This window comes from Pseudomonas sp. B35(2017) (genome assembly GCF_002113645.1).
GTDB classification, from domain to species: Bacteria; Pseudomonadota; Gammaproteobacteria; order Pseudomonadales; family Pseudomonadaceae; genus Aquipseudomonas; species Aquipseudomonas ekonensis.
Genome location: NZ_NEIZ01000008.1, coordinates 44,923 through 71,750, shown reverse-complemented (window position 1 = coordinate 71,750; position 26,828 = coordinate 44,923). Strand labels below are relative to the sequence as shown.

Below are 26,828 nucleotides of genomic sequence, written 5' to 3'. Positions count from 1 at the left end.
AACCCTCTGTGCATGCTTGCCATTCATGTGCATACGGAGCTGAACGACATGAGCCTGATCCAAGAAAAATTCTCCTCCCTGTTCTCCCAGTACAACGTCACCACCCAGGCACGCCCCGACGGCGGCATCCTGCTGACGCTGCGCGATGGTGAAGGCAAAGTGTTCAAACGGGCGCTCACGTATCAGCAACTGCACAACGGCGACCAACTGTCGTGGGCGATCAGCGCGATCCGCCGCGACCTGGCCGAACAGGCCAGCGAACTTCCGCAGATCTCCATGCTGCAGAGCCAGCAGCGCTTTGCCCTGCCGACGTATCACTCGCTGTAACCCGACCGCAAAAGCAAACAGGCCGTGAAGGTTCGCTTCACGGCCTGTTTGCTTTTGCGCGGACTAACTAAAGGTCAGAACGCTTCCGGTTCGATGCCGGTGAAGCTGTCGACGGTCACGTGCCCTTCCAGTTCGCCGCCGTCGCGGGCCAGGCCGCAGGTCTTGAGGCCGGCGGCCTGGGCGGCATCGAGTTCCTGGACGATGTCCGACAGGAACAGGATCTGCTCCGGCCGGGCGCCAATGGCCTGTTGAATGTTGCGGTAGGACTGTTCTTCACGCTTGGGCCCCGACGTGGTGTCGAAGTAGCCGTCGAACAGCGGCGTCAGATCCCCCGCCTCCGAGCAGCCGAAGATCAGTTTCTGCGCCTGGATCGAGCCGGAGGAATAAACGAACAGTTGATGGCCCGCCTGATGCCAGCGCTTGAGCGCCTCGACGGCATCCGGATAGACATGGCCCTTCAGTTGCCCGGCCTGATAGCCCTGCTCCCAGACCATGCCCTGCAACGCCTTGAGCGGCGTGGCCTTGCGGTCTTCGGCGATCCAGCCCAGCAGGATCGCGATGGCGCGCTCGACATCGGCCTGCGGCTCGCCGCTGTCACGGCGCACGGCGTCGAGCTGTTCGGCGACGTCCGCCCGTGCGGCGTTGCGCCGGACGAAATCCGGCAAATGTTCGGCCGCATACGGGAACAGCACGTCGAACACGAAGCTCACCGCGCTGGTGGTGCCTTCGATGTCGGTGAGGATGACTTTGATCGACATCGGCTCAGTCCTCCAGGCGCGGGAAGCGGCCGGCGATGTCTTCGCCGGTGAAGTTGGCGACCCAGCCTTCGGGGTTGTTGAACAGGCGGATCGCGACGAAATGCGGGTGCTCGCCCATGTCGAACCAGTGTTTGGTGCCGGCGGGCACCGAGATCAGGTCGTTCTTTTCGCACAGCACCGCGTACACGTAGTCGTCGATGTGCAGGGTGAACAAGCCTCGGCCGGCGACGAAGAAACGCACTTCGTCCTCGCCGTGGCGGTGCTCGTCAAGGAACTTGGCGCGCAGTTCGGCCTTCTGCGGGTGGTCGCTGTTGAGGCTGACCACATCGACGGTGATGTAACCGCGTTCGGTCATCAGTTTGTCGATCTGCTCGCGGTAGGCGCCGATGACTTCGTCCTGGCTGGCGCCGGGCTCGATCTTCGTGGCGGCCTGCCAGCGGTCGAAGCGCACGCCCTGCTCGGCCAGAGTCGCGGCGATGTCTTCGAAATGGGTCAGCACCTTGTTCGGAATCTCAGGGCTGGAAACGTGGTAGACGGACAGGCTGCTCATGGGGCAATTCCTCGGTTTCGGCCACGCCGTCCGGCTTGTGGACACCGGTGGGCGCAGCGCTGCATCAGGCGGTCGGCGACGTCGGCGTCTGCCGTTAACGGTTCAATACGCTGCGGGTCTTGAGCTCGCATTCAAACAGGAATTCGAAGGCCTCGATCTGGCGCAGCGCGTCGCTCATCTGCGCGCCCCAGGTGTAGAGGCCGTGGCCGCGGATCAGATACCCGACGCAGTCGGGGTGGGCGTCCAGCCAAGGCTGCACCTTGGCGGCCAGGCGTGCAATGTCCTGGTCGTTATCGAAGATCGGCACCCGCACCCGGGACTCGTGGGTCGAAACGCCGCTGAAGGCCTTCTGCAGTTCGTAGTCTTCGAAATCGATGAAGTCGCCCGGCGTCAGGCGCGACAGCACCGTGGCGTTGACCGAATGGGTGTGCAGCACCGCGCCGACTTCGGGGCGCCAGGTGTAGAGCTGGGTGTGCAGCAAGGTTTCGGCGGACGGTTTCTTGCCCGGCTCCAGGCTATTGCCGGAAAGGTCGGTGGCGAGCACGTCGTCCTGGCCCAGTTGACCCTTGTGCTTGCCGGACACGGTCAGCAACGCCTCGCTCGGCGACAGGCGCACCGAGTAGTTGCTGCTGGTGGCCGGCGACCAGCCGCGGCCATAAAGGAAGCGCCCGGCGTCGATGATCTGCTGGGCGAGCTGTTCACGGGTAAGGCTCATGGCCTGTCCTCTTGCATGCGAGTGGCAATGATAACGGCAGCGGCGAACGCTGCGAGGCTTGCGATACTAAAGGTCAATGTCGCGCCGAGGGCGTTCCAGCTGTACCCGGCGTACAGCGCGCCGAGCGCGCCGCCGGTGCCGGCCAGCGCCGCGTACAGCGCCTGGCCCTGGCCTTGCTGGCGGGCGCCGAAGCTACGTTGCACGAATTGGATGGCAGCGGCGTGAAAGCTGCCGAACGTGGCCGCGTGCAGCACCTGGGCGAACAGCAGCGCCCCGAGGAATTCGGCGAACGAACCCAAGAGCAGCCAGCGCAGCGCCGCCAGCAGGAAACTGGCCATCAGCACCCGACGCAGGGAGAAGCGCGCCAGGATCCGGCTCATGGCCATGAACATCAGCACCTCGGCGACCACGCCCAGCGCCCACAGCATGCCGATCACGCCGCGGCTGTAGCCCAGGCGTTCCAGGTGCAGGGTCAGGAACGTGTAGTACGGCCCGTGGCTCATCTGCATCAGCGCCACGCACGCGTAGAACGCCAGCACGCCGGGGCGGCGCAATTGCTTGAGAAAGCCCTCCCCCGTCGGCCGGTCGCCCTGGGCGGGCTGCGCGTTCGGCACCCACAGGCTGCTGAGGACGATGCCCGCCATGATCAGCACCAGCGCCGCCGGATAGATGTCCAGGCTCAGCCATTCGAACAGCCGGCCCAGCGCGACCACGGTGATGATGAAGCCGATGGAGCCCCACAGGCGGATCTGGCTGTAGCGGGAGGTCTGGCCTTGCAGGTGCGCCAGGGTGATGACCTCGAACTGCGGCAGCACCGCGTGCCAGAAGAACGCGTGCAGCGCCATGACCATCGCCAGCCACGCGTAGCTCTTGCTGACGAAGATCAGCGAGAACGTCAGCAGCGTGCACACCGCGCCGAAGCGCACGATGGCCAGGCGCCTGCCGGTGTGGTCGCCCAGCCAGCCCCAGAGGTTCGGCGCCACGCAACGCATCAGCATCGGGATCGCCACCAGCTCGCCGATGCGTGCGGCGCTGAACCCCAGATGATCGAAGTACAGCGCCAGGAACGGCGCCGTCGAGCCGAGCAAGGCGAAATAGAACAGATAGAAACTGGACAGCCGCCAGTACGGGAGCGCCGCCATGCCGTCAGGCCACGGCGGCTGTCAGGCGGCCCATCAGAGCTGGCCCAGCACCGGGGTGCTCACCTTCACGTCGGCGTTCTGCCCGCGGTGGCGCAGCAGGTGGTCCATCAGCACGATGGCCATCATCGCCTCGGCGATCGGCGTGGCTCGGATGCCGACGCACGGGTCGTGGCGGCCCTTGGTGATCACGTCCACCGGGTTGCCGTGGATGTCGATGGAGCGGCCCGGCGTGGTGATGCTGGACGTCGGCTTGAGCGCCAGGTGCGCCACGATCGGCTGGCCGGAGGAGATGCCGCCCAGGATGCCGCCGGCGTTGTTGCTCAGGAAGCCTTCCGGGGTCAGCTCGTCGCGGTGCTCGGTGCCGCGCTGGGCCACGCAGGCGAACCCGGCGCCGATCTCCACACCCTTCACCGCGTTGATGCTCATCAGCGCGTGGGCCAGTTCGGCGTCGAGGCGGTCGAAGATCGGCTCGCCCAGGCCCGGCATCACGCCTTCGGCCACGACGGTGATCTTGGCGCCGACCGAATCCTGGTCGCGACGCAGCTGGTCCATGTAGGCCTCCAGCTCAGGCACCTTGTCCGGATCCGGGCTGAAGAAGGCGTTCTGCTCCACCGAGTCCCAGGTCTTGAACGGGATTTCGATCGGGCCGAGCTGGCTCATGTAGCCGCGCACGACGATGCCCTGGCTGGCCAGGTACTTCTTGGCGATGGCGCCAGCGGCCACGCGCATCGCGGTTTCCCGCGCCGAGCTGCGGCCGCCGCCGCGGTAGTCGCGCTCGCCGTACTTGTGGTGGTAGGTGTAGTCGGCGTGGGCCGGGCGGAACAGGTCCTTGATCGCCGAGTAGTCCTTGGACTTCTGGTCGGTGTTGCGGATCAGCAGGCCGATGGCGCAACCGGTGGTGCGGCCCTCGAACACGCCGGACAGGATCTCGACCTCGTCGGCCTCCTGGCGCTGGGTGGTGTGGCGGCTGGTGCCCGGCTTGCGCCGGTCGAGGTCGCGCTGCAGGTCGTCCAGGGAGATCTCCAGGCCCGGCGGGCAGCCGTCGACAATGGCGACCAACGCCGGTCCATGGCTCTCGCCTGCGGTGGTGACAGTGAACAGCTTGCCGTAGGTATTGCCGGACATGCAGGACGCTCCGTGAAATCGAACCCAAATTCGTGATGCGCGCCAGTATACGCAGGCTAACCGACTAGTTCATCCTCGAACCTTACGGGTGATGCCGAGTCCAACCGGCACCTTTGCAAATGATGGCGTGATGATGCTGCGAGTTTTGATCTTGAGCCTGACCCTTCTGACCGGCTTTGCCCAGGCGACCGTCCTGCAACGCCCGGTCACTTTGACCACCGACAGCGGCGAACTTTTCGGCTCGCTGTTGCTGCCAAAGTCCGACAAGCCTGTGCCTGTCGTCTTGATCCTTTCTGGCTCGGGGCCTACGGACCGTGACGGAAACAACCCCGACGGCGGGCGCAACGACAGCCTCAAGCGGCTGGCGTGGGTGCTGGCCAAGCACAATGTCGCCAGCGTCCGGTTCGACAAGCGCGGCGTGGCCGCGAGCCTGGCGGCCACGCCGGACGAGCGCAACCTGACCGTGGAGGCCTACGTTTCAGATGCCGTGGCCTGGGGCCGCCAGCTCAAGGCTGACCCGCGCTTCGGCCCGTTGATCCTGCTCGGCCACAGTGAAGGCGCGCTGATCGCCAGCCTCGCTGCGCCGAAAGTCGATGCGGCGGCGGTGATTTCCCTGTCCGGCAGCGCCCGCCCCATCGATCAGGTGCTGCGCCAGCAACTGGCCCGCAGCCTGCCGCCGGCCTTGATGCTGCGCAGCAACGAACTGCTCGACAGCCTCAAGGCCGGTCACACCGACGACCGCGTGCCGGCGCCGTTGCAGGTGATTTTCCGGCCGAGCGTGCAGCCCTACCTGATTTCCCTGTTCCGCCAGGATCCGGCGGCGGCCTTCGCGGCGCTGAAGATGCCGGCGCTGATCGTCCAGGGCAGCCACGACATCCAGGTGCAGGTCGATGACGCCCGTCTGCTCAAGGCCGCCAAACCGGATGCGCAACTGGCGCTGATCGAAGGCATGAACCATGTGCTGCGCATCGTTCCCAACGACGTGAAGCGGCAATTGGCCTCCTACAAGGACCCGAATCTGCCGCTGGCGGCCGAGCTCGGCGCGCGGCTGCTCGAATTCATTGACGGGCTTCGCACCTGATTAAGCGGCGTTTGCCCTCCAGTCCTCGGAAAAACGGCCGATAAGCGTTTGTCGCCCGCGTATCGGCTGGCGGCAAGCAGCGCTTGGACAGGATCTCGCCGTTATGACTGAAACCCAGACTTCACCCGACACCACCGCTGAAAAAGACGCACCGCCAGCGGTCGAGCTGCCATGGGCGGATGTCCACGTCGAGCACCACAAGATGCTCCGCCTGGCCCCCCAGCAGACCGACCGTAACACCGGCGCAAGGCCGCTGCGCTTTGTCGAGTTCGGTTACGCCGAACGCCACGGCAAGGACAAGAGCCTGATGCGCATGGCCATCAAGCTGCCCGGCCAGCGCGTGCGCAAGGAACAGAACCATCTGGACGTGTGGGTCGACCACACGGCCAAACGCGTGCATTTCGGCCCGGACACCGGCCTGCAGATCGAGCCGGTGAACCGCGGCATCGGCCGCTTCATGGCCGCCCAGGGCATTACGTGGGCGAAAAAGCGCTGGCCCGGCTACACCGTCGACGGCACCGACCTGAACAACAAGGACGCGCTGAACGAAGACACCCGCCTGCGCCGCGACCATTTCCTGCGCGGACACGGCTTTGAGGTGGCCTACGCCGACGCCCAGCACCTCAAGGGCAGCGTCAAGGACGTCGAGGTCGGCGACCTGCGCGGCGACTGGAACACGGAAAAGCTGCAGATCGTCGAGATTCTGGAGGCCGCGCAGATGCTGCAGCAGGCCGAGCAGAACCTGGCCGAGCAGGAAGTCAAACTGAAGAAACAGGAAGAAAAGGTCAGCAAGTTCAAGCGCGAAGACGCCGGGCTGCGCTTCACCATCACGTGCCTGGTGGCGTTCGCGGTGTTCCAGGCCGGCCTGCTGATCTGGATCGCCACCCACCGCTGACAGGTGTCGTGGCGAGGGCACTCACGCCCCCGCCACACGCTGCGCCGTCAGGTCAGACGCGCGAAGCGAACAGCGCCTGATGGGCGCGGCACTGTTCGGCGGTGAGCATGAACACACCGTGCCCGCCGCGCTCGAACTCCAGCCAGGCGAAATCGACTTCCGGGTACAGCGCCTCGACGTGCACCTGGCTGTTGCCCACCTCGACGATCAGCAAGCCTTTCTCGGTCAGATGGTCCGCCGCCTCGGCGAGCATCCGCCGCACCAGATTCAGGCCGTCGTCACCGCAGGCCAGGCCCAGTTCCGGTTCGTGCTGGTACTCGTCCGGCATGTCAGCGAAATCTTCCGCGTCGACGTAGGGCGGATTCGACACGATCAGGTCGAAGCGTTGCCCCGGCAGACCGTCGAAGCCGTCGCCCTGCACCGTGTACACGCGCTCTTCGACGCCATGGCGCTCGATGTTCCGGTTCGCCACCTCCAACGCCTCGAACGACAGATCCGCCAGCACCACTTCGGCGTCCTGGAACTCGTAGGCGCAGGCGATGCCGATGCAGCCGGAACCGGTGCACAGGTCGAGGATCCGCGCAGGCGCGTTGCCGATCCATGGTGCGAAGCGGTTTTCGATCAGCTCGCCGATCGGCGAACGCGGGATCAGCACCCGGGAATCGACGATGAACGACAGCCCGCAGAACCAGGCCTCGCCCAGCAGGTAGGCGGTCGGGATGCGCTCGACGATGCGGCGCTTGAGCAGATGCTGAAGATGGACCAGCTCATCGTCTTCAAGTGCGCAGTCGAGGTAGCTGTCGGCGATTTCCCACGGCAGGTGCAGCGCACCCAACACCAGTTGCCGGGCTTCGTCCCAGGCGTTGTCGGTGCCATGGCCGAAAAACAGATCCTCCCCATGGAAGCGGCTGACGGCCCAACGGATATGGTCACGCAGGGTACGAAGTCGGGAAGTGATCACGGGGCAGAACTCCAGAAAAAACGACTGGCGATTCTACCAGCCAAAACGCGCCACGACGACGCAGGAAAAACTCTGGCTCATCGGTAGGACTTTTCTATTTTTCACGCCAGCTATTGAACAGAACGTGTCACTTGACAAGGCTGCAGCCCAGTAACGACGGTGCCTACGATGGTAGCGATTCACAGAACCGCTCAGCCAGAGGACAATGTCGCAAAAGCCCCCTCCCAAGGAGCCCCAGAATGTCCGTTCCAAAAACGATGTTTCAACTCAGCGGCCGCGGTTACGCAGCGGCCACGTTGAGCCATGCCACCGTGGTCATCATCGATGCCCAGAAGGAATACCTCAGCGGCCCGCTGGCCCTGAGCGGCATGGACGCGGCTGTCGCGAACATCAAGCAACTGGTCGCCGCCGCCCGTGCGGCCGGTCGTCCGATCGTGCATGTGCGCCACCTCGGCACCGTCGGCGGCCTGTTCGACCCGCAGGGCGAACGCGGCGAGTTCATCCCCGGCCTGGAACCCCAGGGCGATGAGACCATCATCGGCAAACTGCTGCCGAGCGCCTTCCACGGCACCGAACTCTACGATCGCCTGCAGACCCTCGGTTCGCTGGATCTGATCGTCTGCGGCTTCATGAGCCACTCCAGCGTCAGCACCACCGTGCGCGCGGCGAAGAACCTGGGCTTCCGCTGCACCCTGGTCGAAGACGCCTGCGCCACCCGCGACCTGCCGTTCAAGGGCCGCGTGCTCAGCGCCGAACAGGTGCAGGAGGCGGAAATGGCGATCATGGCCGACAACTTCGCCACCCTCGCGCTGACCCAGGACCTGATCTGAAAACCCCTTCGGTGAGCGGCCCGCCGCGCCGCTCATCCGCAAAAGCCTCGCATTCGCTTCAATTACCCTAGCCTCAGGAACAACCCGGTCAACTCCCGGTCGAAGGGCCGATACCATTGAGGAAGGTCGGAATGAAGTTATCCGATGGATTTGACGCACGCCGCTTGCGGCCCAAGGGCCAACGCAACTGGCGTTTTCGGTTCGGCGCTGCGTTCGCCGCCATCCTGGCGACGTTCGGGGTGCTGCTGGCGATGGCCGGGGCCGCCAGCCTGCTGGGGCGCCCGCCGGCGCTCGGCGACCTGAACGCCACGCCCGCCGCTTCGGCGATCGTCCTGGCGCTCGGTCTGCTGTTCCTGTACTTCGGCGTGGCCCTGTGGCGCCGCTGCCGACGCCGTGCCCGGCAATCGCGGGAACTGAACATGTCCCCGCACCTGATGAAAAAACACGACTGACCCCACGGCCCGGCTTTTTGCCGGGCCGTTTTGCGTCGACTTGGGTAAACTGGCCGCCCTTCGCGGAGGCTGACATGCAAGACGACGATTTTTCCCTGTTCAAAAGTGCGATCCAAGGCGTCAAGCCGATCAAGCACGACCGCGCCGACACCGGCAAACCCAAGGCCGACCGTGCACAGATCGCCAAGCTGCGCCAGTCCGCGACCGTGCGCACCGATGCCACCACCGTCGACGGTCTGTCGGATCAGTTCGTGATCGACGTCGGCCCGGAAGACGAGCTGATGTGGGCCCGCGACGGCGTCCAGGAAAGCCAGGTGCGCAAGCTCAAGGCCGGCCAGATCCCGTTCGAGGGCAGCCTCGACCTGCATGGCATGACTGTCGAAAAGGCCCGGGAGACCCTGTGGGCGTTCCTGGCCGAAGCCACGAAGCTCGAGATCCGCTGCGTGCGCGTCACCCACGGCAAGGCCGTGCGGCTGGACGGCAAGCGGCCGATGATCAAGAGCCACGTCAACACCTGGCTGCGCCAGCATCCGCAGGTGCTCGGCTTCACCTCGTGCCAGCCCCGGCACGGCGGCGCAGGCTCGGTGTACGTGATGCTCAAACGCACCATGATGGAAGGCCGCGACGAATAGCGTCGTCCGGCCGATGCGGCGGGAGCGGTGCAAGCCGCCGCCCCGTCCATTTCGAAACAGACGATTGCCAAGGAAGTGCGGCGAACGCCCTTTCATCCATTGCTGCGCAACTCTTGGCTCTTCTGCACGCCAAACACGTCTGCGCAAACTTCATTATCTGTAGGACACTCAGTCTTTTACCTTTCCTGTCTGCGCACCAGTCAATACTTTGACCATCAATGTATTGATCTGTCGGTGGCATTAAACGCAAACACCTCTCTCGCCAAACCCACTTCTTATATATAGCCAATCGCGATATATGTTTCGCACCTACACATTGCCAAAGGCACATCCACGGGTGCCCTCTATCCACCTGGCCTGCGCGAAAGGCCCTTCCGCTCCATTCCACAAATAGCCAATAGTTAAAGAGACACACTTTTTTAGTTAACTTCGAAATATAAAACCGCAGCAACTAACCTTAAACAAAAAGACCATGGCAAACATTGACAGAGTGGAATTGTCCTACAAAAATTGCCGAGCGCGTTTCCAAGGCCGGATGCGCGCAACAGGGAGAAGTTCAACTACCGAACTTCAAGGCAAATAAAAAAAGGAAATTAAAATGTCACAAGCACTCAAGGAACAAGCGTCGGAAAAATATCAAGGACAGGTCAAGACCTTCACCATCTTCAAACAGAACGGCATTTCCCTCACGCTGGATCTGCCCGGCACCCTGCAGTTCAACCAGAACAGCCAGGAAATCTACCCTCCCCTCTCAGGCTCTGTTCTATCTGTCGCCCCGGTTCTGGTGAATGAAACGGGCTTCGACATTGTTTCGGCGACGTTCAGCGTCGTTCTCAACGACGTATTGGATGCAACCAACGTCATCGCAAACGTCCGGTGGTGGAACATGGACCTTCTGGAGGGTCAACAGACCATGGAGTTCGTGTGCGGACCGGTCAGTAACGGGAACAAGGTCACCAGTACGCCTTCCACGATCGGGTACTCGCGCATCCGTTGGGCGACCATGGCGAACAACGGCCACGGCACCGCTTCGTTCTCCAACAGCGTGAGCATGGTGTCGCTCACCTTCGGCCCAATCAAATTGGATCCGAGCAAGACGTCTCCCGGGCCTATCGTCCAGATCGGCTGACCGACCTGCGGCCGCAGGGCCTGACGTTCCGGTTCCTGCGGCTGCACACGGCATTCCAAACCTTTCACCCGCGCACCGCCAGCCGCCTTCACCCAGAAAGAGCACCTTCGGTCGGTCAAGGCTTCCGCCCCCTACGCAGGGTGGCCTGAACGTCGGACACCGCCCGGCGCAGCCAATCGAATTGGGGATTCACGCCCGTCGGCCATACAAACGCCCACCCACTTACGCTACCATGTGCCGCATGGCGGGTATGAACCCTGCGTTTATCGCCACTCAGCCCGGTCACGTCCAGACGTAGCCTTTGACCTGAGCCCTGGTCGAGGAGACCCGGACGGCCCGACAGTGGCTTGAGCGGCACACAATCGGTACGGACAGAAACAGTACCCCACTGAAACCCTTATGGAATCAGCCTCTGTGACACTGGAACAGAACTACACCGCGATCCTCGGCCAACTGGGCGAAGACGTGTCCCGCGAGGGCCTGCTCGACACCCCAAAACGTGCAGCCAAGGCCATGCAGTACCTCTGCCGCGGTTACCAACAGACGCTCGAAGAGGTCACCAACGGTGCCCTGTTCAGCTCCGACAACAGCGAAATGGTGCTGGTCAAGGACATCGAGCTGTACTCGTTGTGCGAACACCACCTGCTGCCGTTCATCGGCAAGGCCCACGTCGCCTACATCCCGAGCGGCAAGGTGCTGGGCCTGTCCAAGGTGGCGCGGATCGTCGACATGTACGCCCGCCGCCTGCAGATCCAGGAGAACCTCAGCCGCCAGATCGCCGACGCGGTGCAGCAAGTCACTGGCGCCCTGGGCGTGGCGGTGGTGATCGAGGCCAAGCACATGTGCATGATGATGCGCGGTGTGGAGAAGCAGAATTCGTCGATGATCACCTCGGTGATGCTGGGTGAGTTCCGCGAGAACGCGGCGACCCGCAGCGAGTTCCTCAGCCTGATCAAGTGATCCGCGATTCAGGAAAACCGGCGTTGATCGCCGGTTTTTTTTCGTGCGCGAAAAATCGGGTAAGCTGCGCGCCTTCTCCAATGTCCCTGTGAGGCTTGTAACGTGTTCGTCAAAGCGCTTCGTGTCGGCCTCGGCCAACTGATCATCTTCATCGACTTCCTGACCCGCCCAAGCAAGAAACAGCGCCCCGCCGCCGCCCAGGCCCAGGTGGATGCCGCCGCCAAAGAGCTGACCCTGTACCAGTTCCACGCCTGCCCGTTCTGCGTGAAGACCCGCCGCACCCTGCGCCGCCTGAACGTGCCGGTGGCCCTGCGCGATGCGAAGAACGACGAGCAGCACCGCCAGGCCCTGCTGGAACAGGGCGGCAAGATCAAGGTGCCGTGCCTGCGCATCGAAGAGAACGGCCAGACCACCTGGATGTATGAGTCCAAGGTGATCATCGAATATCTGGACAAGCGGTTTGCCGCAGCCTGACCGCGGTTTGGCCATCGCCAGCAGGCTGGCGATGAGGCCTGCCGGATCGCCACATGTTCCAGAAAAAACAAACCGGCCCCTGAGCCGGTTTGTTCGTTTTCAGGCCGCCTCGTCCGCCTGCGCCCGCCGAACCACCGCCGCCAATCGCTTGATCCCTTCATCCAGCCGCTGCGGATCGATGTGGCTGAAGTTCAGCCGCAAATGACCGAGGTTGCGCTCTGGCTCCGGAAAGAACGGTTCCCCCGGCATGAACGCCACGTCATCGGCCAGCGCAGCGTCGAGCAAGGTGCGGGTGTCCAGCGGTCGCTTGAGGGTCAGCCAGAAAAACAGCCCGCCCTGGGGCGCGTTCCAGTCCGCCAGGTCTGAAAAGTGCCTCTCCAGCGCCGACTGGAACGCGTCGCGGCGCTCACGGTAGAAATCGCGCAACCGGGCCAGGTGCGCCCGGTAGTGCTCGCTGCCGATCCATTGCAGGGCTTGCCACTGGCCGATGCGGTTGGTGTGCAGGTCCGCCGACTGCTTGAGCTTGAGCAGGTGGGGAAACAGGTCGGGACTCGCGATCAGGTAACCGACGCGCAAGCCCGGCAGCAGCGTCTTGGACACCGTGCCGGTGTAGATCCAGCTGGATTTCTTCAAGCGTCCGGCGATCGGCCGGGCGCTGCCGCCGTCAAAGGTCAGCTCGCGGTAGGGCTCGTCCTCGATCAGCGTGACGCCGAATTCGTCCAGCAGCGCAGCGACGGCTTCGCGCTTGGCTTCGCTGTAACGCACGGCCGACGGGTTCTGGAAGGTCGGGATCAAGTAGACGAACGCCGGACGATGCCGTTCAAGGCGCTGACGCAGTTGCCCAAGATCCGGGCCGTCCGCCTCCAGCGGAACGGTCAGGCAGTCAGCGCCGAACAGCTGGAAAATCTGCAGCGCCGCCAGGTAGGTCGGTGCTTCGAGCAGGATTGGCGTGCCCTTGTCGATGTACAGCTTGGCCGCCAGATCGAGGGTCTGCTGCGAGCCGCTGACCACCAGCACCTGGCTCGCCGCGCACGGCAGGCCCAGCGCCCTCGCCTCGGCCGCGAGCCTTTCGCGCAAGGCCGGTTCGCCTTCGCTCATGCCGTATTGGCCGAGGGTCACCGGCATGTCGCTCCATTCGACGTTCGGCAGCATGGCTTCGGCCGGCAGGCCACCGGCGAACGACATCACTTCCGGCCGTTGGGCGGCGGCGAGGATTTCACGGATCAGAGAACTTTTGAGGCGCGAGACACGTTCGGAAAAAGCCATGGAATCACCGCTGGCGAGGGTTGAGGGAGTTGAGTCAAACTGCTTGACCGAAACTACGACAGTCCGAGCGAGTACGTCAACATGATTGACCTTAAAAGCCCCGTCAGCCAGCAACAGGCCATGGAAGCGTTTTTCTTCGGCTATCAGGCGTTCACCGCCAAGGCTGACGAAATGCTTGAACGGCGGGGTCTGTCCCGGGTGCATCAGCGCATCGTGTTTTTCATCGCCCGCTACCCCAACCTGAGCGTCAAGGAGCTGCTGGCCTTGCTCGGCGTCAGCAAGCAGGCGCTGAACATGCCGCTGCGGCAGTTGCAGGAAATGCACCTGGTGGACAGCGTGGCGTCGCAGACCGACAAGCGTAAGCGCCTGCTGGAACTCACGGCCGAAGGCGCGAAGTTCGAACAGGCGCTGCGGCGCGAGCAAGTGAAACTGCTGGAGCGGGTGTTCGGCGAAGCCGGAGAGGCAGCGGTGAACGGCTGGCTGGCGGTGAACCTGGCATTGGGGAACAGTCAGGCTCATCCCGACTGATCCGACCGGCCCCATCGCTGGCCAGTCGAATCCTCGCACCCCAGCGCCCACAGTTTTATGGTGTACCTGCATCTTGCACACGGCTGGGATACCTGTGGGAGCCGGCCTGCCGGCGATGACGGTGGGCCAGACAACAAAGATGTCGGCAGCGCCCGCAGGCTCGGCAATGGCGATATAGCCCTATCGCCAGATCTTTCGTCGACAAAGCCAAAAACATTATTTGCTTTATTTGTATACAAAAGCATAATCCACTGCGTGCGAGTTCCTGACCTAACGGTCAACAAATTCGCGTAAGCCTCAAAGGGCCGCTGCCACCCCTCCTGGGTCCGGCCCTGGAAATAACAATAAAACTCTTGAGGAGTACCGCTGTGGAAAGCCGCAAATCCGAAGCATCGACGCTGGATCTCTCGCCGCCGTTACGCAACGGCCTGTTGGAGCGCATCTTCAAACTCAGCTTGCACGGCACCACGGTGAAGACCGAGCTGATTGCCGGTCTGACAACCTTCATCACCATGGCCTACATCATTTTCGTCAACCCGAACATCATGGCCGACGCCGGCATCGACCACGGTGCGGCGTTCGTCGCCACCTGCATCGCGGCGGCGCTGGGCTGCCTGCTGATGGGCCTGTACGCCAACTGGCCGGTGGGCCTGGCGCCGGGGATGGGCCTCAATGCGTTCTTCACCTACACCGTGGTCGGCACCATGGGCTACAACTGGGAGACCGCGCTCGGTGCGGTGTTCGTCTCCGGCGTGCTGTTCATGATCCTGACCTTCTCGCGCATCCGCGAATGGCTGCTCAACAGCATTCCGGTCAGCCTGCGCTTTGCGATGGGCGCCGGCGTCGGCCTGTTCCTGGGGCTGATCGGCCTGAAGACCGCCGGCATCGTGGTCGACAGCCCGGCCACCCTGATCAAGCTCGGCTCCCTGCGCGAGCCGGGCCCGCTGCTCGCCGCCCTGTGCTTCCTGATGATCGCGATCCTCAGCTACCACAAGGTGTTCGGCGCGATCCTCATCAGCATCATCACCGTGACCCTCGCCGGCTGGGGCCTGGGCCTGGTGCACTACGAAGGGATCCTGTCGGCCCCGCCGAGCCTGGCCCCGACCTGGATGGCCATGAACGTGGCCGGCGTGTTCAACGTCAGCATGATCAGCGTCGTGCTCGCTTTCCTGTTCGTGCACATGTTCGACACCGCCGGCACCCTGATGGGCGTTGCCCAGCGGGCCAACCTGGTGGGGGCTGACGGGCGCATCGAAAACCTGTCCCGCGCCATGAAAGCCGACAGCGCCTCCAGCGTGTTCGGTGCCGTAGTCGGCGTACCGCCGGTCACCAGTTACGTGGAAAGCGCCGCCGGCGTGGCCGCTGGCGGTCGGACCGGTCTTACCGCCGTCACCGTGGGTGTGCTATTTATTGCCGCCATGTTCTTCGCCCCGCTGGCCGGCATGATTCCCGCCTACGCCACCGCCGGCGCGCTGATCTATGTCGCGATGCTGATGATGGGCGGCATGGCCCACATCGAATGGGACGAGGCGACCGACAGCATTCCGGCGATCGTCACCGCGATCATGATGCCGCTGACCTTCTCGGTGGCCGACGGCATCGCGCTGGGCTTCATCACCTACGTGGCGCTGAAGGCCGGCACCGGCAAGTACAAGGAAATTTCCGTCAGTCTGTGGGTGCTCTGCGCGATCTTCATCGCCAAGTTCATCTTCTTGTAAGCGTCACGCGGATCTGGCTACGAACCGGCCTCACCCCTTCGGGTGAGGCTTTTGCGCAAATGGAGGAAAGTGATGAGTCTGGAAACCTGGTTGCTGTTCAGCGGCGCTGCATTGGTGGTGATCCTCATTCCCGGGCCGCTGTCGCTGCTCATGATCAGCAACAGCCTGAACTATGGGCTGCGCCGCTCTTACCCGGCGTTTCTCGGTGGCGTGATCGCCTCGATCTGCCTGCTCAGCGCCTCGGCGCTGGGGCTCGGCGCGTTGCTGCTGGCCTCGGAGCAACTGTTCAGCGCCTTGAAGATCGTCGGTGCGCTGTACCTGTTCTACCTCGCATGGCAGAGCTGGCAGCAATCGCGCCTGCCGTCGGTCGGCGCCGAAGTGCCCCAGGCCGCGCCGGTTCCGCGCTTTCGCACGCTGTTCGGGCGCGCTTTCGTGCTGGGCGCCAGCAACCCCAAGGACATCCTGTTCTTCGCCGCCTTCCTGCCGCAGTTCCTCAGCGCCCAGCAGCCGTTCCTGCCGCAGCTGCTGATCATGATCGCGACCTGGGTGGTGCTCGACCTGTGCTGCAAGCTGGCCTACGGCCTCGGGGCCCACGGCGCGGCGCGTTACCTGCGCAGCGGCAAGGGCCAGAGCTGGTTCAACCGGGTCAGCGCCGGGCTGTTCAGCGGCGCAGGGGCGGCGTCTCTGCTTAGCCGGTAAAAGCATCGCTGGCAAGCCAGCTCCCACAGGCTCGGGGTGTTCAGATTTATTGCGCACGACCTGGACACTGTGGGAGCTGGCTTGCCAGCGATGGCATCAGCACAGGCACAACTTTTCTGCAGGCAAAAAAAAGCCCGCAGTGTGAGCGGGCGAAAGACCAAAGAAGCTATATGCGCAGTCGCTTCCCGGCGGGGGCAGTTGCTTGGGGGTCAGCTGCCCCGATAGGTGGAATAGCTGTACGGCGAGATCAGCAGCGGCACGTGGTAATGGTCTTGCTCGGCAGAGATGCCGAAGCGCAGCACCACCACGTCCAGAAACGCCGGCTCCGGCAGCTGGACGCCACGGGCGCGGTAGTAGTCGCCGGCATGGAACTGCACCTGATAGACCCCGGTGCGGTAGTCATCGCCCTGCAGCAGCGGCGCATCGACCCGGCCGTCGCTGTTGGTGAGCGCACTGGCGACCAATTCCAGGTGCGAACCCTCAACGCGGTACAGCTCGACCTTGATCGAGCTGCCCGGGCAACCGTGTGCAGCGTCCAAAACGTGTGTCGTCAAACGTCCCATTGATTCTGCGCGCCTGCCTGCCGGAAGCAGTCAGGCCTCGCGCCTCCCGAAGTCAGTTGAAAGGAGGCCGCACCGATTCGGAGCCCGAAAAGCTGCGGCGAGCGACTGATTAAGACACTTCTAAGAAAAATTGTACACAATAAAAACGACATTTTTCCGTCCACCCCCGCCATCCGCCGATTTGCCGCCGATTCGCCGGCAATCCCTGCTTTCATTGAACCCCTGATCCATTAGCTGACCGGTCAGGCAGATTTCTTGCAGGCTCACGCCTTTATCAGGAAAAGATGACGGCCGGCGAAAAATGCGAAAATTCAGGCTTACAAACTGAGAATAAAGTTGTATACAATCAGCCCATCGCTGTGACGCCAGCCTGCCACCTCACGCCAGGGCGCCACACCACCTGTCAACGAATAAGAAGGAAGACTGCAGTGAGCGCTGACTATCCACGCGACCTGATCGGTTACGGCAGTAACCCTCCTCACCCACACTGGCCGGGCAATGCCCGGATCGCCCTGTCCTTCGTGCTCAACTACGAAGAAGGCGGCGAGCGCAACGTCCTGCACGGCGACAAGGAATCCGAAGCCTTCCTTTCCGAGATGGTCGCGGCGCAGCCTCTGCAGGGCGTGCGCAACATGAGCATGGAATCCCTTTACGAGTATGGCAGCCGCGCCGGCGTGTGGCGGATCCTGAAACTGTTCAAGGCATTCGACATTCCCCTGACCGTGTTCGCCGTCGCCATGGCCGCCCAGCGCCACCCGGACGTGATCCGCGCGATGGCCCAGGCCGGCCACGAGATCTGCAGCCACGGCTACCGCTGGATCGACTACCAGTACATGGACGAGGCCCAGGAGCGCGAGCACATGCTCGAAGCGATCCGCATCCTCACCGAAATTACCGGCGAACGCCCGCTGGGCTGGTACACCGGCCGCACCGGCCCGAACACCCGCCGGCTGGTGATGGAAGAAGGCGGTTTCCTCTACGACAGCGACACCTACGACGACGACCTGCCCTACTGGGAACCGAACAACCCGACCGGCAAGCCGCACCTGGTGATCCCATACACCCTCGACACCAACGACATGCGCTTCACCCAGGTGCAGGGCTTCAACAAGGGCGACGACTTCTTCGAATACCTCAAGGACGCGTTCGACGTGCTCTACGCCGAAGGCGCCGAGGCGCCGAAGATGCTCTCGATCGGCCTGCACTGCCGCCTGGTGGGCCGTCCGGCGCGCCTGGCCTCACTCAAGCGCTTCCTCGAATACGCCAAGAGCCATGAGCAGGTGTGGTTCAGCCGCCGCGTCGACATCGCACGCCACTGGCACGCGACCCACCCGTACCAAGGGGCCGCCAAATGAGTACCTTCCAGACCGTCAAGCCGTCGGCCCTGGGCCGCGACGCCTTCGTCAAGGCCTTCGCCGACATCTACGAACATTCGCCATGGGTGGCCGAAAAGGCCTTCGACCTGGGCCAGGACGCTTCGCTCGACGAGATCGAGACCCTGCACCAGCGCATGAGCGATATCCTGTTGAGCGCCGATCACGCAAGCCAGCTTGCCCTGATCAACGCCCACCCGGACCTGGCCGGCAAAGCCGCCGTCCAGGGCCAACTGACCGAAGCCAGCACCAACGAACAAGCCGGCGCCGGTATCCACCAATGCACGGCCGAAGAGTTCCAGCGCTTCACCGAGCTGAACGACGCCTACAAGGCCAAGTTCAAGTTTCCCTTCATCATGGCGGTAAAGGGGAGCAACCGGCATCAGATCCTCGCGGCGTTCGAAACGCGCATCCACAACCCGGTGGACACCGAGTTCAAGTGCGCGCTGGCGGAGATCAACAAGATCGCCCTGTTCCGTTTACTGACTCTTTGAGCGAGCCTGGCCCGAGAAACCTCTAGAACGCTTGTGTTTCCCAGGGCCCCGCAAGCATCCCCAGCCACATATTTAAAGGCAGACAAGAAGAATGAAAGCTTACGCCGTACCTTTCGAGAAGTTCGTCAACCTGGCTGATGCCCGCCTGGGCACCAAGATCATCTCGGTCACCGATGACTGGTTCGCAGACGCCAACCGTCTGTTCCAACCGACCCCGGCCGTCTGGAAGGAGGGCGTGTTCGATGACAACGGCAAGTGGATGGACGGCTGGGAATCCCGCCGCAAGCGCTTCGAAGGCTACGACAGCGCAGTGATCCGCCTGGGCGTGCCGGGCTCGATCAAGGGCGTGGACATCGACACCTCATTCTTCACCGGCAACTTCCCGCCGTCGGCCTCCCTGGAAGCCTGCTTCCTGGCCTCCGGCGAGCCGGACGAGAACACCCAGTGGACCGAAGTGCTGTCGGCCGTCGAGCTGCAAGGCAACAGCCACCACTACCATGAAATCAGCAACGACCAGGCGTTCAGCCACCTGCGCTTCAACATCTACCCGGACGGCGGCGTGGCCCGTCTGCGCGTGTACGGCATTCCGTTCCGTGACTGGTCCGCCGTCGGCGACAACGAGCAAGTGGACCTGGCCGCCGCCCTCAACGGCGGTCGCGCCCTCGCCTGCTCCGACGAACACTTCGGCCGCATGAGCAACATCCTCAACCCGGGCCGCGGCATCAACATGGGCGACGGCTGGGAAACCGCACGCCGCCGCACGCCAGGCAACGACTGGGTCATCGTCGCCCTGGGCCATCCGGGCGAGATCGAGAAGATCGTCGTCGACACCCTGCACTTCAAGGGCAACTACCCCGACAGCTGCTCGATCCAGGGCGCCTTCGTGAAGGGCGGCACCGACAGCCAGATCGAGACCCAGTCGCTGTTCTGGCGTGAACTGTTGCCGAGCCAGAAGCTGGAGATGCACGCCGAACACACCTTCGTCGAGCAGATCAAGGCACTGGGCCCGATCACCCACATCCGCCTGAACGTGTTCCCGGACGGTGGCGTGAGCCGTCTGCGCCTGTTCGGCAAGGTCGCTAAACAAGGCTGAACCCCATCGCTGGCAAGCCAGCTCCCACAGGTCTTGTGAACGCCACAGCTCACTGTGGGAGCGGGCTTGCCCCGGGCGGCGTTCCGACGATGGCGACAGTTCTAACAACACAGAATCTTGGATAAGAAGAACAGCATGCGCACACTGACGATTGAACCGCTGACCAAAGAAGCCTTCGCCCCTTTCGGTGACGTCATCGAAACCGACGGCAGCGATCACTTCATGATCAACAACGGTTCGACCATGCGCTTTCACAAACTGGCCACGGTCGAGACCGCCACGCCAGAGGACAACGCGATCATCAGCATCTTCCGCGCCGACGCGCTGGACATGCCGCTGACCGTGAGCATGCTGGAACGCCATCCGCTGGGCAGCCAGGCTTTCATTCCGCTGCTCGGCAACCCCTTTCTGATCGTGGTCGCGCCACTTGGCGATGCACCTGTATCAGGCTTGGTCCGCGCCTTCGTCACCAACGGCAGGCAGGGCATCAATTACCATCGCGGCGTCTGGCACCACCCGGTGCTGACGATCGAAAAGCGGGATGACTTCCTGGTGGTTGATCGCAGTGGCTCAGGCAACAACTGCGATGAGCATTTCTTCAAAGAGGATGAGCGTCTGATCCTCGCCCCCCACCAATAAGAGAAGGTCCGATCACGCGACGACAAGCGTGACGGGCGAGAGGTAACGACTGTGGAAGCACATCTGTTGGAATGGCTGAACCTGAGCGTGCGCTGGGTTCACATGATCACCGGCGTGGCCTGGATCGGCGCGTCGTTCTACTTCGTCTGGCTGGAGAACAACCTCAACCGCGTCAACCCGAAAACCGGTCTTGCGGGCGATCTGTGGGCGATCCACGGCGGCGGCATCTATCACCTGGAAAAGTACAAGCTGGCCCCGCCGTCGATGCCGGAGAACCTGCACTGGTTCAAGTGGGAAGCCTACTTCACCTGGATGTCGGGGATCGCGCTGCTGTGCGTGGTGTTCTACTCCAACCCCGTGCTCTACCTCGTGGCGCCCGGCAGCGGCCTGAGCGGCCCTGAAGGCGTGGCCATCGGCGTCGGCGCGCTGATCGCAGGCTGGTTCATCTACGACTTCCTGTGCGATTCGCCGCTGGGCAAGAAACCCGCCCTGCTCGGCTTCATCCTGTTCGTGCTGATCATCGGCGCGGCCTACGGCTTCAGCAAAGTGTTCAGCGGCCGCGGCGCGTACCTGCACGTCGGCGCGATCATCGGCACCATCATGGTCGGCAACGTGTTCCGCATCATCATGCCGGCCCAGCGCGCCCTGGTGGCCGCGATCGCCGAGAACCGCACGCCGGATCCGGCCCTGCCGGCCAAAGGCCTGCTGCGCTCGCGCCACAACAACTACTTCACCCTGCCGGTGCTGTTCATCATGATCAGCAACCACTTCCCGAGCACCTACGGCAGCCAGTACAACTGGCTGATCCTGGCCGGGATCGCGGTGCTGGCGGTGCTGGTGCGCCACTACTTCAACACCCGCCACGACAGCCACAAGTTCGCCTGGACCTTGCCGGTGGCAGCGGTGGGCATGATCAGCCTGGCCTACGTGACCGGCCCCGCCACCGCCCCGACCGCCCCGGACGTGGCCAAGGCTCCGGCGAAGATCGAGTACCAGCCCCTGCCGGAAACGGCGTTGGGCGGCGGCGCCAAACCGGCCGAGGCCGCGCAGCCGGCCGCACCCGCAGCCCCTGCCGCCGCACCGGCCCAGGCGTCCAGCGCAGGCCCTGCGTTCGACAAGGTGCACAGCGTGATCCAGGAACGTTGCGCGGTCTGCCACTCGGCCAAGCCGACCAGCCCGCTGTTCAGCGCAGCCCCTGCCGGCGTGATGTTCGACACCCCCGAGCAGATCCGCCAGAACGCGGCGCGGATCCAGGCCCAGGCCATCACCACGCAGATCATGCCGCTGGGCAACATCACCCAGATGACCCAGCAGGAACGTGACCTGATCGGTGCATGGATCGCCCAGGGAGCGCAGACCAACTAAGCAGTAAAAGCATCGCGAGCAGGCTCGCTCCTACACAGGTCATACAAAACCTGTAGGAGCGAGCCTGCTCGCGATTGACCGCAACGCGGTCAGCCTGATGCAAATGACAGCGGTGCGCACCACCACCGCTGTTCAATCACAAGAATAAAAAGATCCGAGGTGTTGCATGTCCGAGCTGTCCAAAGCGCGCATCCCCGACGCACCCGCCATTCAGCGTTTGCCCCTTTTGCAACTGATCCTGGTCGGTCTGCAACATGTTCTGCTGATGTACGGCGGCGCCATCGCGGTTCCGCTGATCATCGGACAGGCCGCAGGCCTGAGTCGCGAGGAAATCGCCTTCCTGATCAACGCCGACCTGCTGGTCGCCGGCATCGCCACCATCGTCCAGTCCCTGGGCATCGGCCCGATGGGCATCCGCATGCCGGTGATGATGGGCGCCAGCTTCGCCGCCGTCGGCAGCATGGTCGCCATGGCCGGCATGCCCGGCATCGGCCTGCAGGGGATCTTCGGCGCGACCATCGCCGCCGGGTTCTTCGGCATGCTCATCGCGCCGTTCATGTCCAAGGTCGTGCGCTTCTTCCCGCCGCTGGTGACCGGCACGGTCATCACCTCGATCGGCCTTTCGCTGTTCCCCGTGGCCGTGAACTGGGCCGGCGGCGGTGCCGCCGCCGCGCAGTTCGGCTCCCCCGTCTACCTGGCCATCGCCGCCCTGGTGCTGGCCACCATTTTGCTGATCCACCGCTTCATGCGCGGCTTCTGGGTCAACATCTCCGTGCTGATCGGCATGTGCCTGGGGTATGTGCTCTGCGGCGCCCTCGGCATGGTCGACCTGAGCGGCATGGCCAATGCGCCCTGGGTGCAGTTCGTCACCCCGCTGCATTTCGGTCTGCCGAAGTTCGAGCTGGCGCCGATCCTGTCCATGTGCCTGGTGGTGGTGATCATCTTCGTCGAGTCCACCGGCATGTTCCTGGCGCTGGGCAAGATCACCGGCGAAGACGTCTGCCCGCGCCGGCTGCGGCGCGGCCTGATGTGCGACGCCGCCGCCTCGTTCTTCGCCGGTTTCTTCAACACGTTCACCCATTCCTCGTTCGCCCAGAACATCGGCCTGGTGCAGATGACCGGCGTGCGCTGCCGCTCGGTGACCATCGTCGCCGGCGGCCTGCTGATCGTGCTGAGCCTGTTGCCCAAGGCAGCGTTCCTGGTGGCGTCGATTCCGCCGGCGGTGCTGGGCGGCGCGGCCATCGCGATGTTCGGCATGGTGGCGGCCACCGGGATCAAGATCCTGCAGGAGGCCGACATCGGCGACCGGCGCAACCAACTGCTGGTGGCGGTGAGCATCGGCATGGGCCTGATCCCGGTGGTGCGTCCGGAGTTCTTCGCCCACCTGCCGGTGTGGATGAGCCCGATCACCCACAGCGGCATCGCCATGGCCACCCTCAGCGCCCTGGTGCTGAACCTGCTGTTCAACATCCTCGGCGGCGCCGAACGCGCAACGATCAACGACTGCCACGCTCACCCGCATTGACGGCAACACGAAGCTCCCTTGTGGGAGCGAGCCTGCTCGCGATAGCGGTGTGTCATTCAACAGTGACGGCGACTGACACGCCCTCTTCGCGAGCAGGCTCGCGCCTACAGGGGATGGGCAACCCTGCGCCTGAAAAACAATAACAAGAGGGAGCACCAGATGATTCGCACGCAATCCGGATTGCTGTTGAGCGGTGGCCTGATGGCCGCCACCCAGGCCATGGCCGGCGACCTGCTGCTGTGGCAGACCAACAGCCTGAGCTACCTGTACGGCAAGAACTTCGCGATCAACCCGTCGATCCAGCAGACGGTGACGTTCGAGCACGCCGACAAATGGAAGTACGGCGACAACTTCCTGTTCGTCGACAAGATCTTCTACAACGGCCAGGAAGACCGCAACAAAGGCCCTCACGCGTTCTACGGCGAATTCAGCCCGCGCCTGTCGTTCGGCAAGATCTTCGACAAGCGGATCGAATTCGGCCCGGTCAAGGACGTGCTGCTGGCGATGACCTACGAATACGGCGAAGGCGACAGCGAGGCCTACCTGATCGGCCCCGGCTTCGACCTCAAGGTGCCGGGCTTCAACTATTTCACCCTCAACTTCTACCGCCGCCAGACCGAAGGCCCGCGCCCCGGCGACGGCGTCTGGCAGATCACGCCGGGCTGGTCGTACAGCATTCCCGTGGGCAACTCCGACGTGCTGATCGACGGCTACCTCGACTGGGTGGTGGACAACGACGAGAACGCGCGCGGCACCTACCACGCCAACCTGCACATCAACCCGCAGATCAAGTACGACCTGGGCAAGGCCCTCGGCTGGCGCGAAAAGCAACTGTACGTGGGCACCGAGTACAGCTACTGGAAGAACAAGTACGGCGTCGAAAGCAGCCACAGTTTCGACACCAACCAGAACACCGCCAGCCTGCTGGTGAAGGTGCACTTCTGAGATGGCCCGCAACCGCGCCCCTTACCTGTCGTCGGTGCTCTGTTGCGGGGCACTTGAGGCCTGGCCGTCGAGTCAGTATTCTCCGCGGCCTCCTGAATTCGGTCTAAAAAAAAGCCCGAATTTAATTCCTGACCGAAAAGCCAACTTATCCAGGCCGCGGTCAGTGCCGAGGCATTCCGAAAACACGTTCATCCGACTGTTTTTCAGCAGCCGGACGGGCGTTTTTTTGCTTTCCGAAAGCCTTGGCGCAGCTCTTGCTGAACGCACCTGCCACAAGCGGCGGAGCTGACCGGACGGACGATTTTCGCAGTAACGAGAAAAGGCGCCACACCAGAGCGCCGACCTTAGAAAAATAACGTGGAACACCTACTTTGGGAGCAACCGAATGAAACGCACCTGCACCAGCCTGATGCTCGCGGGATCCTTGCTGGCCGGCGGCCAGGCCATGGCCGGCGACCTGCTGCAATGGCAGAACAACAGCCTGACCTACCTGTACGGCAAAGACTTCAAGGTCAACCCGGCCATTCAGCAGACCGTCACCTTCGAGCACGCCGATGCGTGGAAGTACGGGGACAACTTCCTGTTCATCGACAAGATCTTCTACAACGGCAAGCCGGATGGCGGCGTCGGCAACAACACCTACTACGGCGAGTTCAGCCCGCGCCTGTCGCTGGGCAAGATCCTCGACCAGAAGATCGAGTTCGGCCCGGTCAAGGACGTACTGCTGGCGATGACCTACGAGTTCGGTGAAGGCGACGTCGAGTCCTACCTGATCGGCCCGGGCTTCGACCTGGCGATCCCAGGCTTCGACTACTTCCAGCTGAACTTCTACCAGCGCCACACCGAAGGCCCGCGCGCCGGTGACAACGTCTGGCAGATCACCCCGGTCTGGTCCTACACCATTCCGGTCGGCAAGTCGGACGTGCTGATCGACGGCTTCATGGACTGGGTGGTCGACAACGACTCCAATTCCAAGGGCGACTACCACGCCAACCTGCACTTCAACCCGCAGATCAAGTACGACCTGGGCAAGGCGCTGAGCTTCGGCGAGAAGCAGCTGTACGTGGGCGTCGAGTACGACTACTGGAAAGACAAGTACGGGATCGACGACACCCGTGCGTTCACCACCAATCAGAACGTGACCAGCTTCCTGGTGAAGTTCCACTTCTGATTCAGGCCTAAGCGGCGTCCTTGCGGACGCCATCGCGAGCAAGCTCGCTCCCACAGGGCATTGCAGAGACAACAGAATCTGCATTCAACCCGGATCACCTGTGGGAGCCAGCCTGCTGGCGATGAGGCTGGCACAGCTGACAGCTTCACCGCCTGACACACTGTCATCGCTGGCAAGCCAGCTCCCACAGGGTTTGGGTTCAACCCTGCATCCGAGAACGCCTCAGGCCGGCACCACCGCCTCGCCGATCCCCAGGAACCGGCACAGCTCATCGCGCTTGGCCAACGCATCGCGCCGCCCCAGGTCGATCAGCTCGCTGCAGTACCCCGCCTCGAACAACAGATAGCTCAGCACCCCCGCCCCGCTGGTCTTGGTCGCGCCCGGCCCGCGCAGGAACACCCGCAACGCCGCCGGCAGCTCCTGACGGTGCCGCGCCGCGATTTCGTCGATCGGCTGGCTGGGCGAAATCACCAGCACCTCCACCGGCGCCGCGCCCAACGCCCGGGTCGGCGTGCCGTCGGGCAGCAGATGGCTGAACTGGTTCAGGCGCTGGAGCAGTTCGATGTCGCTTTCCAGGCTGTCGATGAACGTGCTGTTGAGCATGTGCCCGCCGATCTGCGCCAGCGTCGGCTGCTGGCCGGTGTAGGTGCGTTCCAGCGGCTGCTGCGGATCGACGCCGCGCGGGTTGCCGCTCACGCCCACCACCAGCACCCGGCTCGCCCCCAGGTGCAGCGCCGGGCTGATCGGCGCCGACTGCCGCACCGCGCCGTCGCCGAAGAACTCGGCGCCGATCTTCACCGGGGCGAACAGCAGCGGGATCGCCGAACTGGCCAGCAGATGATCCACCGACAGTTGGGTCGGCACGCCGATGCGCCGGTGACGCAGCCACGCATCGATGGCGCCGCCGCCCTGATAGAACGTGACGGCCTGGCCGGACTCGTAGCCGAACGCCGTCACCGCTACCGCATGCAGCTGTTTGCGGGCGATGGACTCGGCGATGCCGGGCATGTGCAGCTTGTCGTGCAGCAGCGAGCGCAGCGGCGAACTGTTGAGCAACGCCACCGGCACCCGCCGGCCCAGGCCCAGCAGGCTGTGGAACACGAACCGGGCGGCCTGGCGGATCACCCCCGGCCAGTCGCTGCGCAGCACCCGGTGGCTGCGGAACCCTTGCCAGAACTGGGTGAGACGCTCGACGGCGGCGCGAAAATCCGTGGCGCCGCTGGCCAGGCTGACCGCGTTGATCGCCCCGGCGGACGTGCCGACGATCACCGGGAACGGGTTGTCCGCCCCCGGCGGCAGCAATTCGGCGATGGCTGCCAGCACCCCGACCTGATAGGCCGCCCGAGCCCCGCCGCCGGAAAGAATCAAACCTGTGACCGGTTCAGCTGGGCTCATCGCAACGCTCCGTGGTGCCTTAA

General features: G+C 63.6%; 29 protein-coding genes. 20 read left to right on the top strand and 9 right to left on the bottom strand.

Going from position 1 to position 26,828, the window contains the following annotated elements:
• Positions 1-48: 48 nt before the first annotated feature.
• Positions 49-327, top strand: coding sequence for a DUF3509 domain-containing protein (locus CAG41_RS15855; protein WP_085577884.1), 279 nt, complete (start codon positions 49-51; stop codon positions 325-327).
• A 74-nt stretch (positions 328-401) separates the two neighbouring features.
• Here CAG41_RS15855 and mtnC read toward each other — a convergent pair whose 3' ends face one another.
• From mtnC to aroC, 5 genes are all read right to left on the bottom strand, one after another.
• Complete coding sequence (gene mtnC, locus CAG41_RS15850) at positions 402-1,085, bottom strand: acireductone synthase (RefSeq protein WP_085577648.1); 684 nt, start codon at positions 1,083-1,085, stop codon at positions 402-404.
• A 4-nt stretch (positions 1,086-1,089) separates the two neighbouring features.
• A complete protein-coding gene (locus tag CAG41_RS15845) occupies positions 1,090-1,635 on the bottom strand; it encodes an acireductone dioxygenase (protein ID WP_085638259.1) in 546 nt (181 codons plus the stop codon).
• Between the two features lie 94 nt (positions 1,636-1,729).
• The gene (locus CAG41_RS15840; protein ID WP_085577650.1) at positions 1,730-2,350 is read right to left on the bottom strand and encodes a methylthioribulose 1-phosphate dehydratase; all 621 of its coding nucleotides are present in this window, start codon (positions 2,348-2,350) and stop codon (positions 1,730-1,732) included.
• Positions 2,347-3,492, bottom strand: coding sequence for an MFS transporter (locus CAG41_RS15835; RefSeq protein WP_085577651.1), 1,146 nt, complete (start codon positions 3,490-3,492; stop codon positions 2,347-2,349). Before CAG41_RS15835 ends, CAG41_RS15840 begins: the two co-directional genes overlap by 4 nt.
• 33 nt (positions 3,493-3,525) lie before the next feature.
• Complete coding sequence (gene aroC, locus CAG41_RS15830; protein ID WP_085577652.1) at positions 3,526-4,617, bottom strand: chorismate synthase; 1,092 nt, start codon at positions 4,615-4,617, stop codon at positions 3,526-3,528.
• A 130-nt stretch (positions 4,618-4,747) separates the two neighbouring features.
• Between aroC and CAG41_RS15825 the strand changes: the two genes are divergently transcribed.
• Positions 4,748-5,698 (top strand): alpha/beta hydrolase, encoded by a 951-nt coding sequence (locus tag CAG41_RS15825; protein WP_085577653.1) that lies wholly within the window; start codon positions 4,748-4,750, stop codon positions 5,696-5,698.
• Between the two features lie 103 nt (positions 5,699-5,801).
• On the top strand, positions 5,802-6,593 hold the full coding sequence (locus CAG41_RS15820) for a hypothetical protein (RefSeq protein ID WP_085577654.1): 792 nt from the start codon (positions 5,802-5,804) through the stop codon (positions 6,591-6,593).
• A 52-nt stretch (positions 6,594-6,645) separates the two neighbouring features.
• Here the strand turns inward: CAG41_RS15820 and prmB are convergent, their stop codons facing one another.
• Positions 6,646-7,554, bottom strand: a complete 909-nt coding sequence (gene prmB / locus CAG41_RS15815; protein WP_085631228.1) for a 50S ribosomal protein L3 N(5)-glutamine methyltransferase — start codon at positions 7,552-7,554, stop codon at positions 6,646-6,648.
• A 239-nt stretch (positions 7,555-7,793) separates the two neighbouring features.
• Here prmB and CAG41_RS15810 point away from each other — a divergent pair, with 239 nt between their 5' ends.
• From CAG41_RS15810 to CAG41_RS15780, 6 genes are all read left to right on the top strand, one after another.
• Positions 7,794-8,384: a cysteine hydrolase family protein gene (locus CAG41_RS15810; RefSeq protein ID WP_085577656.1), complete on the top strand. Its 591-nt coding sequence runs from the start codon at positions 7,794-7,796 to the stop codon at positions 8,382-8,384.
• A gap of 131 nt (positions 8,385-8,515) precedes the next feature.
• Entirely contained in the window at positions 8,516-8,836 is a 321-nt protein-coding gene (locus CAG41_RS15805) for a hypothetical protein (RefSeq protein WP_085577657.1), read from the top strand.
• Between the two features lie 74 nt (positions 8,837-8,910).
• Positions 8,911-9,468: a Smr/MutS family protein gene (locus CAG41_RS15800; RefSeq protein ID WP_085577658.1), complete on the top strand. Its 558-nt coding sequence runs from the start codon at positions 8,911-8,913 to the stop codon at positions 9,466-9,468.
• A gap of 598 nt (positions 9,469-10,066) precedes the next feature.
• A complete protein-coding gene (locus CAG41_RS15795; RefSeq protein ID WP_085656316.1) occupies positions 10,067-10,597 on the top strand; it encodes a hypothetical protein in 531 nt (176 codons plus the stop codon).
• A gap of 414 nt (positions 10,598-11,011) precedes the next feature.
• A complete protein-coding gene (gene folE / locus CAG41_RS15785) occupies positions 11,012-11,557 on the top strand; it encodes a GTP cyclohydrolase I FolE (RefSeq protein WP_218189694.1) in 546 nt (181 codons plus the stop codon).
• 102 nt (positions 11,558-11,659) lie between these two features.
• Entirely contained in the window at positions 11,660-12,031 is a 372-nt protein-coding gene (locus tag CAG41_RS15780) for a glutathione S-transferase N-terminal domain-containing protein (RefSeq protein WP_085577661.1), read from the top strand.
• 99 nt (positions 12,032-12,130) lie between these two features.
• Here CAG41_RS15780 and CAG41_RS15775 read toward each other — a convergent pair whose 3' ends face one another.
• Entirely contained in the window at positions 12,131-13,297 is a 1,167-nt protein-coding gene (locus CAG41_RS15775) for a PLP-dependent aminotransferase family protein (protein ID WP_085577662.1), read from the bottom strand.
• Positions 13,298-13,378: 81 nt separating this feature from the next.
• Here CAG41_RS15775 and CAG41_RS15770 point away from each other — a divergent pair, with 81 nt between their 5' ends.
• The 3 genes from CAG41_RS15770 to CAG41_RS15760 all read left to right on the top strand — a co-directional run bounded on the left by CAG41_RS15770 (position 13,379) and on the right by CAG41_RS15760 (position 16,242).
• Complete coding sequence (locus CAG41_RS15770; protein WP_085577663.1) at positions 13,379-13,825, top strand: MarR family winged helix-turn-helix transcriptional regulator; 447 nt, start codon at positions 13,379-13,381, stop codon at positions 13,823-13,825.
• 368 nt (positions 13,826-14,193) lie between these two features.
• Entirely contained in the window at positions 14,194-15,543 is a 1,350-nt protein-coding gene (locus CAG41_RS15765; protein ID WP_085577664.1) for an NCS2 family permease, read from the top strand.
• 72 nt (positions 15,544-15,615) lie between these two features.
• Positions 15,616-16,242, top strand: a complete 627-nt coding sequence (locus CAG41_RS15760) for a LysE family translocator (RefSeq protein ID WP_085577665.1) — start codon at positions 15,616-15,618, stop codon at positions 16,240-16,242.
• 209 nt (positions 16,243-16,451) lie between these two features.
• Here CAG41_RS15760 and uraH read toward each other — a convergent pair whose 3' ends face one another.
• Complete coding sequence (gene uraH, locus CAG41_RS15755) at positions 16,452-16,805, bottom strand: hydroxyisourate hydrolase (RefSeq protein WP_011333195.1); 354 nt, start codon at positions 16,803-16,805, stop codon at positions 16,452-16,454.
• Between the two features lie 428 nt (positions 16,806-17,233).
• Here uraH and puuE point away from each other — a divergent pair, with 428 nt between their 5' ends.
• The 8 genes from puuE to CAG41_RS15715 all read left to right on the top strand — a co-directional run bounded on the left by puuE (position 17,234) and on the right by CAG41_RS15715 (position 25,410).
• Entirely contained in the window at positions 17,234-18,160 is a 927-nt protein-coding gene (puuE, locus tag CAG41_RS15750) for an allantoinase PuuE (protein WP_085577666.1), read from the top strand.
• On the top strand, positions 18,157-18,672 hold the full coding sequence (gene uraD, locus CAG41_RS15745) for a 2-oxo-4-hydroxy-4-carboxy-5-ureidoimidazoline decarboxylase (RefSeq protein WP_085577667.1): 516 nt from the start codon (positions 18,157-18,159) through the stop codon (positions 18,670-18,672). The genes puuE and uraD overlap by 4 nt, the downstream gene beginning before the upstream one ends.
• 91 nt (positions 18,673-18,763) lie before the next feature.
• Positions 18,764-19,765 (top strand): allantoicase, encoded by a 1,002-nt coding sequence (gene alc / locus CAG41_RS15740; RefSeq protein ID WP_085577668.1) that lies wholly within the window; start codon positions 18,764-18,766, stop codon positions 19,763-19,765.
• A gap of 135 nt (positions 19,766-19,900) precedes the next feature.
• A complete protein-coding gene (locus CAG41_RS15735) occupies positions 19,901-20,404 on the top strand; it encodes an ureidoglycolate lyase (protein ID WP_085577669.1) in 504 nt (167 codons plus the stop codon).
• A 51-nt stretch (positions 20,405-20,455) separates the two neighbouring features.
• The gene (locus CAG41_RS15730; RefSeq protein WP_085656318.1) at positions 20,456-21,769 is read left to right on the top strand and encodes a urate hydroxylase PuuD; all 1,314 of its coding nucleotides are present in this window, start codon (positions 20,456-20,458) and stop codon (positions 21,767-21,769) included.
• Between the two features lie 166 nt (positions 21,770-21,935).
• Complete coding sequence (locus CAG41_RS15725) at positions 21,936-23,294, top strand: nucleobase:cation symporter-2 family protein (RefSeq protein WP_085577671.1); 1,359 nt, start codon at positions 21,936-21,938, stop codon at positions 23,292-23,294.
• Positions 23,295-23,453: 159 nt separating this feature from the next.
• A complete protein-coding gene (locus tag CAG41_RS15720) occupies positions 23,454-24,239 on the top strand; it encodes an outer membrane protein OmpK (RefSeq protein ID WP_085707175.1) in 786 nt (261 codons plus the stop codon).
• A 385-nt stretch (positions 24,240-24,624) separates the two neighbouring features.
• Positions 24,625-25,410 (top strand): outer membrane protein OmpK, encoded by a 786-nt coding sequence (locus CAG41_RS15715; RefSeq protein ID WP_085577673.1) that lies wholly within the window; start codon positions 24,625-24,627, stop codon positions 25,408-25,410.
• Between the two features lie 222 nt (positions 25,411-25,632).
• On the opposite strand, the gene CAG41_RS15710 is transcribed toward CAG41_RS15715, so the two are convergent.
• Positions 25,633-26,805 carry a patatin-like phospholipase family protein gene (locus CAG41_RS15710; protein WP_085577674.1) on the bottom strand — a complete coding sequence of 391 codons (1,173 nt, stop codon included), beginning with the start codon at positions 26,803-26,805 and terminating at the stop codon, positions 25,633-25,635.
• Between the last annotated feature and the right edge of the window lie 23 nt (positions 26,806-26,828).